Origin of the sequence: Patulibacter sp., assembly GCF_030655195.1 — a bacterium.
Lineage (GTDB): Bacteria > Actinomycetota > Thermoleophilia > Solirubrobacterales > Solirubrobacteraceae > Patulibacter.
This window is the reverse complement of the sequence record NZ_JAURWA010000077.1, coordinates 1-6,991: the sequence shown is the minus strand read 5'-3', so window position 1 is coordinate 6,991 and position 6,991 is coordinate 1. Positions and strand designations below refer to the sequence as shown.

The window sequence follows — 6,991 nt, the reverse complement described above, 5'->3', positions numbered from 1 at the left end:
GCACGGGGCCGCGCCGGCCGGCGCGGCCCCGTGCCCGGATCCCGCTAGCGCGTGAGCGCCGTCGTGCGGGCCTTGCGACCCGTCACGACCGTGACCGCGCGGTCGGCGTCGCCGATCCGCGCCGAGACGCGGACGCGCGTCGTGCGCGCGAGCCTGCGACCCGCGTCCACCGTGAACGTCGTGCCGCCCGTGCGGGTGACCGTCCGCGAGCGCCCGGCGACCTTCACGGTGGCCCGGACCTTCGACCGGGCCTGGGCCTTCGTCGTCGTCCGGACGGTGCAGCGCACGGAGCGCCGGCCGTTGGTCAGGCGGCAGGAGACCGCGACGCGCGGGGTCGCACCCCGGGGGCCGCGTGCGCCCTTCGGGCCCTTGGGCCCGGTCGCGCCCTTGTCGCCCTTGGGGCCCGCCGCACCGGGGTCGCCGGTCGCGCCGGTGGCCCCCGTCGCCCCGGGTGCGCCGTCACGCCCGGGGGTGCCCTGCGGTCCGGTCGCGCCCGTCGCCCCGGGCGTGCCCGGCGCGCCGTCCGCGCCGGCCGGGCCCTTCGGGATCGTCGTGCTCGTGCCGCTCAGCGCGACGCGGTGCTCGCGGTCCGCCGTGTTCGTGTCGAACACGAGGGCCGCCGTCGACGTCGCGTTCTCCCGGGCCGGGGCGAACCGGACCAGGACCTCGCAGGACGCACCCGGCGCGATCGTGCGGTCCTTGCACGAGTCGTCGGCCAGCAGGAACTCGCCCTTCGAGGCGTCGTCGCCCGCGACGATCCTGGCGGCGGAGAGGGTCAGGTCCCGGTCGCCGCCGTTCTGCACCGTCACGACCTTCGTGGGGCTGACCGTGGTGGCCGGCTGGACGCCGAACGTCGGCACCGTCGCGGCGAAGCGCGGTCCGGGGCCCGTGGAGGCCTTCACCGCGATCGTCCGCTCCGTCGTGATCGGGGCCAGGGACGCCTCGTCGGTGTACTCGCGCATCGACTCGTTCGTGACCGCGACCTTCAGCGTGCCGGTCCGCAGACCGGTCAGCTCCCGCGTGCGGGGGTCGAGGATCGCCAGCTTGCCGGCCTTCCGGGCGGCGTCGGTCGCCGCCTCGCCCGACCCGACGGCCAGTCCGTCGCCGCTCCAGTGGACCGACATCGGGTAGGCCAGCGGCACCACCCGGGTGCCCGCCGCCACGCCCGACGGCTGCACGATCGAGCCGCTGAGGACGCTCGTCTCGCCGACCTCGACGCTCTCCGGGGCGTTCAGGGTGATCGACTGCGCGAACGCGTTGACGTCGGCGGTCAGCCACTGCTTCCCGGCGGGAGCGTCACGGTCGACGCTCCAGTCCATGAAGCCGGTGAAGCCGCCGCGGTCCGGGGTGCCGTACGGCGCCTTGCCCGAGGACGGGAGCACGGTGTAGGGGACGCCCTCGACGCGGTGGACGTCGGCGATCTGGGCGTGGGAGCCGACCATCGAGACGCCCTTGTCGCTCGCCTCGCGGAAGTCGGTGAGGAGCCGCTCGATCAGCGCGACCTCGTCGCGGTCGCCCAGCTGGCTGGCCTTCGTCTCGGCCGGATCGTCGACCGGGTGGTGCGCGAAGACCATGACGTTCTTCACGCTGTCGTCCGTCCGCGCGGTCCGCAGCGCGTCCTCGAACATCGCGAGCTGCCCGAAGTCCGACCCGCGGAGCGAGCCGAGCGCGCTGTTGAGCAGGATGAACCGGGTGCCCTTGTGGTCGAACGTCCGGTAGGGACGGCCGAACTCGGCGGTGAACGCGTCCAGCGCGCCCTGACCGGCCGCGGTGTAGGCCTCGTGGTTGCCCGGCACGTAGTAGCAGGGCACCTTGCCCGTCGAGGCGTCCGGGGTGCTGTCCGGCGCGGGCTCCGCGCCGACGGCGATCAGGTCGCAGCCGCCGGCCTCGAGGGTCTCGCGGGCGAGGTCCAGGTCGGCGGGGGCGCCCAGGTCGACGATGTCGCCGTTGAGCACCACGAGGTCCGGCCTGCTCTTGCGGATCCGCTTGAGTGCGGCGATCCCGACCTTGGCCAGCGTCGGGTCCGCGGCGGTGAACTGGACGTCGGACAGGGTCGCGAAGCTCCAGTCGTCCTTGCCGTTCGTGGTGCCGTCCGCGGAGAACAGGTCGTCCTCGCGCAGCGGCTCCTGGGCGGGCAGCTCGACCGCCGGGGCGTTGTCCGCCTCGATCTTCTCGATGACGAACGAGCCGTCGGCCTGGCGGCCGGTGTTCGTCTCGACGACCTGGAACTCGGACACCTTGACCGGGAACTTCGTGTCGGACGGCATGTCCCACTCGCGCGTGTTCCAGCCGGGCTGCAGCCCGGGCTTCAGCTGGCTCTTCCGGGCGCCGGACGCGTCGATCCAGGCCAGGTTCGAGTACTCGGTCGCGACGTCGGCCCAGACCCGCACCCGCAGGCGCAGCGGCTGGCCGGCCGCCGGGATCGCCGAGGCCAGCGGCTGCTTCGTGATGCCCATGTTGCGGGCCTTCGCGTAGCTCAGCTTGAGGCCCTCCGGGACCTTCGAGAGCGTCTTCGTGGTCCCGGCGGTGCCGTTGGTGACCCACTGGGCCGTCTCGTCGGCGTGGTCGAAGCGGTAGAGCTCCGTGGTCTCGACGCCGACCGTGGTCGGCACCTTCACCGTCCGTCCGCCGGCCTTCAGCGTGATGACGGTGCCGCCCGTGGCGAGCGGGGTGATCTTCAGGGAGCTGCCCGACGGCTGGACCTTCACGACCTTCGCGTCGTAGTCGAGGTCGAGGTCGACGGCCTCGACCGGTGCGGCGTAGCCCTCCGCGTCGCGGCCGGTGACCTTCAGCGTGACGGGCGTGCTGGTGTCCGCGATCGACAGGCGGCGGCTCGAGCTCTCGAGCGTGCGCAGGCGGCCCAGGACCCGGACGGGCGTGTCGGCGCGGGCGCCGTCGGTGGTGCTGCGGACGACGACCTTCGTGCCCGGCGCGTCGGGGGCGCGGAGCTGGCCGCCGTCGACGGACCCGGCGTCGGCGCTCCAGCGGACGTCCCCGCGGGCGATCGCCACGGGGTACTGGTGGTCGTCGACCGCCGAGGCGGTCAGGGTCCGGTGCAGGCCCGGGAAGACCCGCGGGGCGTCGCCGGCGGCGCGGACGACGAGGTCCTCGACCCGGCCGTTGCCCTTCGTGACGATGACGCCGACGCCGTTGGGGTCGCTGCGCTCGTTCCCGTCGGACGGCACGTTGCGGACCGTCGCGTCGGGCAGACCGAGGCCGCGCCCGACCATCGTGGTCGAGCCGCCGCCGTCGAGGTTGACGGCCGTCTCGGCACCGAGGTCGTCGAGCATCCTCGCGACCTGCGGCAGCGTCGCGCCACCCTTGCCGGTGCCGCCCGGGCCGTCGACGGTCAGGAGGATCATCGTCCGCCCGCCGTCGGCGAAGCCCATCGCGGTGCGGGGCGCGATGGCGGCACCCGACGCGCCGGCGTTCGCCTCGGCGTCGGGGACGGCCGCCCCGTCGCGCACGAGCTGCGCGTCGGTGCCGACCGCGAACTTGAACTCGGAGGCCGCCTCGGGCGAGATGCCGAAGGAGAGGGCGACCGCGTCGCCGACCTTCAGCGCCTTCAGGGCGTCGGCCCCGGCCTCGCGACCGACCAGCGCGCTGGTCCCGGCGGGCAGGGTGCCGGATCCGGGGGCCGCGGCGGCCTGGACGACCTTGCCGTCGGCCACGCGCACCTCGGCGACGTCGCCGGACCCGGCGACCTGCGTCGCCCGGTCGTAGGAGCCCCACGTGCTGGTGTAGACGCCGATCCCGTTCGCGGGGACGCCGACCTGGTTGAGGCCCGCGACGGGGTGGTCCGTCCCGCCCCAGGTCGCCTTCGCCGCCAGCGCCAGGTTCGCGAGCCGCCCGACGCCGCCCTGGGTGACGCCGATCGACTGCCCGTTGTTGCGCGTGCCGCTCTTGCGCAGCGCGCCGCCGGCGATCTCGAAGCCGAGGCTGGCGTTGGAGTTGCCGATGTCGAAGAAGTCGCCGTTGACGCCGGCCACGGCGTCCGCGGCCTTCGCCTGCTTCGACAGCGCCGAGCCCTGGGCCACGGAGTCGGCGTGGAGCAGGTCGGTCGTGACGGCCGGGTTCCTCAGGTCGACCTTCAGCACCTGGCGGTCGACCCAGCCGGTCGCGGCGAGGTACTTCTGGTGGCTGAGCTCGACGCCGGGGCCGAGTGGCTCGGTGTCGTCGACGAGGGACAGCGGCGGTGCCGCGGCGTGGGCGACGGTGGGCAGCGCCAGGGCGACCGCGACGGCGGCGGCCGGTGCGCGCCACCGGCGGCGGGCCGGGAAGGGTGATCGGGACACGGGGGCTCCTGCTGGGGGGGGGGACGTGGGTCGCCCGCGGATCGACCCGCGACCCCGACGAGGGGCCCGGACGTCCGGGCCCTCGACCGCGGTGGGCGGGCGAGGGTGCGACCGGGCCACTCTGAGCGGCGTGGCGCCATCTCCTGTCACCGGACGGTGACGCGCTCGTGAACAACCGTGAACGCCCACGGAAACGCCCATGGCGCGTGCCCCGCACACCCGAGCGGTCCCCCCGGTCGTCCGGCACCCTCGCCCCGCACGGCGTGGCCGGGCCGCGCGCGGATAGCATCGGCGACCTCATGAGCCAGCGTCTGCAATCGCCCGAGACGTTCGAGGACAAGCTCGAGCTCCTCCGCGACCTCCGAAACCAGGCGATCCACTCGGCGTCCGAGAAGGCCGTCGAGAAGCAGCACGCCAAGGGCAAGTACACGGCGCGCGAGCGGATCGAGAAGCTCCTCGACGAGGGGTCCTTCCAAGAGCTGGACACCTTCGTCCGGCACCGCACGCACGACTTCGACATGCAGAAGCAGCGGGCCTGGGGCGACGCGGTCGTCACCGGGCACGGCACGATCGACGGCCGCCCCGTCGCCGTCTTCTCGCAGGACTTCACCGTCTTCGGCGGCTCGCTCGGCGAGGTCATGAGCGAGAAGATGTGCAAGGTCATGGACCTCGCCGGCAAGATCGGCTGCCCGGTCATCGGCATCAACGACTCCGGTGGCGCCCGCATCCAGGAGGGCGTCGTCTCGCTCGGCGCCTACGGCGACGTCTTCCAGCGCAACGTCGACTCCTCCGGCGTCATCCCCCAGATCTCGCTGATCATGGGGCCGTGCGCCGGCGGCGCGGTCTACTCGCCCGCGATCACCGACTTCATCGGGATGGTCAAGGAGACCTCCCACATGTTCATCACCGGCCCCGACGTCATCAAGACGGTCACCGGTGAGGAGGTCGAGATGGAGGAGCTCGGCGGCGCCATGGCGCACAGCTCCCGCTCGGGGGTCGCGCACTTCGCGTTCGACGACGAGGACCACGCGCTCGAGGAGACGCGCTACCTCCTCTCGTTCCTGCCGCAGAACAACCTCGAGACCACCCCGGTCGTCCCGACGGACGACCCGTGGGACCGCGAGGAGCTCGAGCTCAACGAGGCCGTCCCGGCGAACCCGAACAAGCCCTACGACATGCGCGTCGTGGTCAAGCTCGTCACGGACGACGGCGAGTTCTTCGAGGTCCACGAGAACTTCGCGAAGAACATCCTCTGCGGCTTCGGCCGGATCGAGGGTCACGCGGTGGGCATCGTCGGCAACCAGCCCAACCAGATGGCCGGCGTGCTCGACATCGAGGCGTCCGAGAAGGCCGCCCGGTTCATCCGCACCTGCGACGCGTTCAACATCCCGCTGATCACGTTCTGCGACGTCCCGGGCTTCCTGCCGGGCACCTCGCAGGAGTGGGACGGCATCATCCGCCACGGCGCGAAGATGCTCTACGCCTACGCAGAGGCGACCGTCCCGAAGGTCACGGTCATCACGCGCAAGGCCTACGGCGGCGCCTACGACGTCATGGCGTCCAAGCACCTCGGCTCGGACTTCAACTTCGCCTGGCCCCAGGCCGAGGTCGCGGTCATGGGTGCCGAGGGCGCGGTCAACATCATCTACCGCCGGGACATCGCGGGCTCGCCGACGCCGGACGAGCGCCGCACGGTCCTGATGGACGACTACAAGGCGCGCTTCGCCAACCCGTACGTGGCGGCCGAGCGCGGCTACATCGACGACGTCATCGAGCCGTCGCTGACGCGCCAGAAGGTCGCCGGCGCCCTGCGCGTCCTGCGCACCAAGCGTGTCGCGCAGCCCAAGCGCAAGCACGGCAACATCCCGCTGTAGGGGGAGGCGGCCGGGCCAGGACTTCGGCCGGGCCGGTTCCGCCGCTTCCGGCGGCCGGGCGGCGGCCATCCGGCGGCCGACCCTCGCCGGCCCGACCGCCTGAGGGGGAGGCGGCCCCTGACCTGAAGGCGGCCGGGCCAGGACTCCGGCCGGGTCAGTTCCACCGCTTCCGGCGGCCGGTCGGAGGCCATCCGGCGGCCGTCCGTCACCGGCCCGACCGCCTGGGGGGAGGCGGCCGGGCCCCTCACCTGAGGGCGGCCGGGCCAGGACTCCGGCCGGGCCAGCGCCACCGCTTCCGGCGGCCGGTCGGCGGCCATCCGGCGGCCTTCCGCCACCGGCCCGACTGCCTGGCGTTCTCCGTCCGAGGCCTCGTCGAGATCGGTCGCCCGCCGGGGACGACGAAGGACCGGGCGCCGATGGCGCCCGGTCCGGTGCTGCGGGGGTGACCCGTGGGTCAGCGGTGCTTCGCCCTCGCGGCCGAGGCGCCGAAGGTGGCGGCGGCGGCGAGGAGGACGATGGTCAGGGCCGCCCAGACCGCGGTGCTGCTGGTGCCGACCGCCCCGAGGACGAGGAGGAAGGCGACCACCACGAACAGCGGCAGCAGGAGGGTCGGGTTCATGCGCTTGGACTGCTGGGACATGACGTTCCTCTCGGTCGGGTCGGTACGGGCCGGATCAGGTCGCGATCGCGATGGCGGCCGCGCCGGTGGCGGCACCGAGGCCGGCGCCGACGGCGAAGCCGTCCTTGAAGTCGCCGAAGTCGAACGGCGCGACGAACTCGTCGAGCTCCTGCACGCCGAGGTCCAGGTCGCCGGGGGTGGCG

General features: G+C 73.5%; 3 protein-coding genes. 1 reads left to right on the top strand and 2 read right to left on the bottom strand.

Translation table 11 applies throughout. The features are described 5' to 3' along the window. Nucleotides 1–44: 44 nt before the first annotated feature. Nucleotides 45–4,295 carry a phosphodiester glycosidase family protein gene (locus tag Q7T67_RS08165; protein WP_304787890.1) on the bottom strand — a complete coding sequence of 1,417 codons (4,251 nt, stop codon included), beginning with the start codon at nt 4,293–4,295 and terminating at the stop codon, nt 45–47. Between the two features lie 299 nt (nt 4,296–4,594). Here Q7T67_RS08165 and Q7T67_RS08160 point away from each other — a divergent pair, with 299 nt between their 5' ends. Further along, entirely contained in the window at nt 4,595–6,169 is a 1,575-nt protein-coding gene (locus tag Q7T67_RS08160) for an acyl-CoA carboxylase subunit beta (RefSeq protein WP_304787888.1), read from the top strand. A gap of 454 nt (nt 6,170–6,623) precedes the next feature. On the opposite strand, the gene Q7T67_RS08155 is transcribed toward Q7T67_RS08160, so the two are convergent. Further along, the gene (locus tag Q7T67_RS08155; protein WP_304787884.1) at nt 6,624–6,809 is read right to left on the bottom strand and encodes a hypothetical protein; all 186 of its coding nucleotides are present in this window, start codon (nt 6,807–6,809) and stop codon (nt 6,624–6,626) included. Between the last annotated feature and the right edge of the window lie 182 nt (nt 6,810–6,991).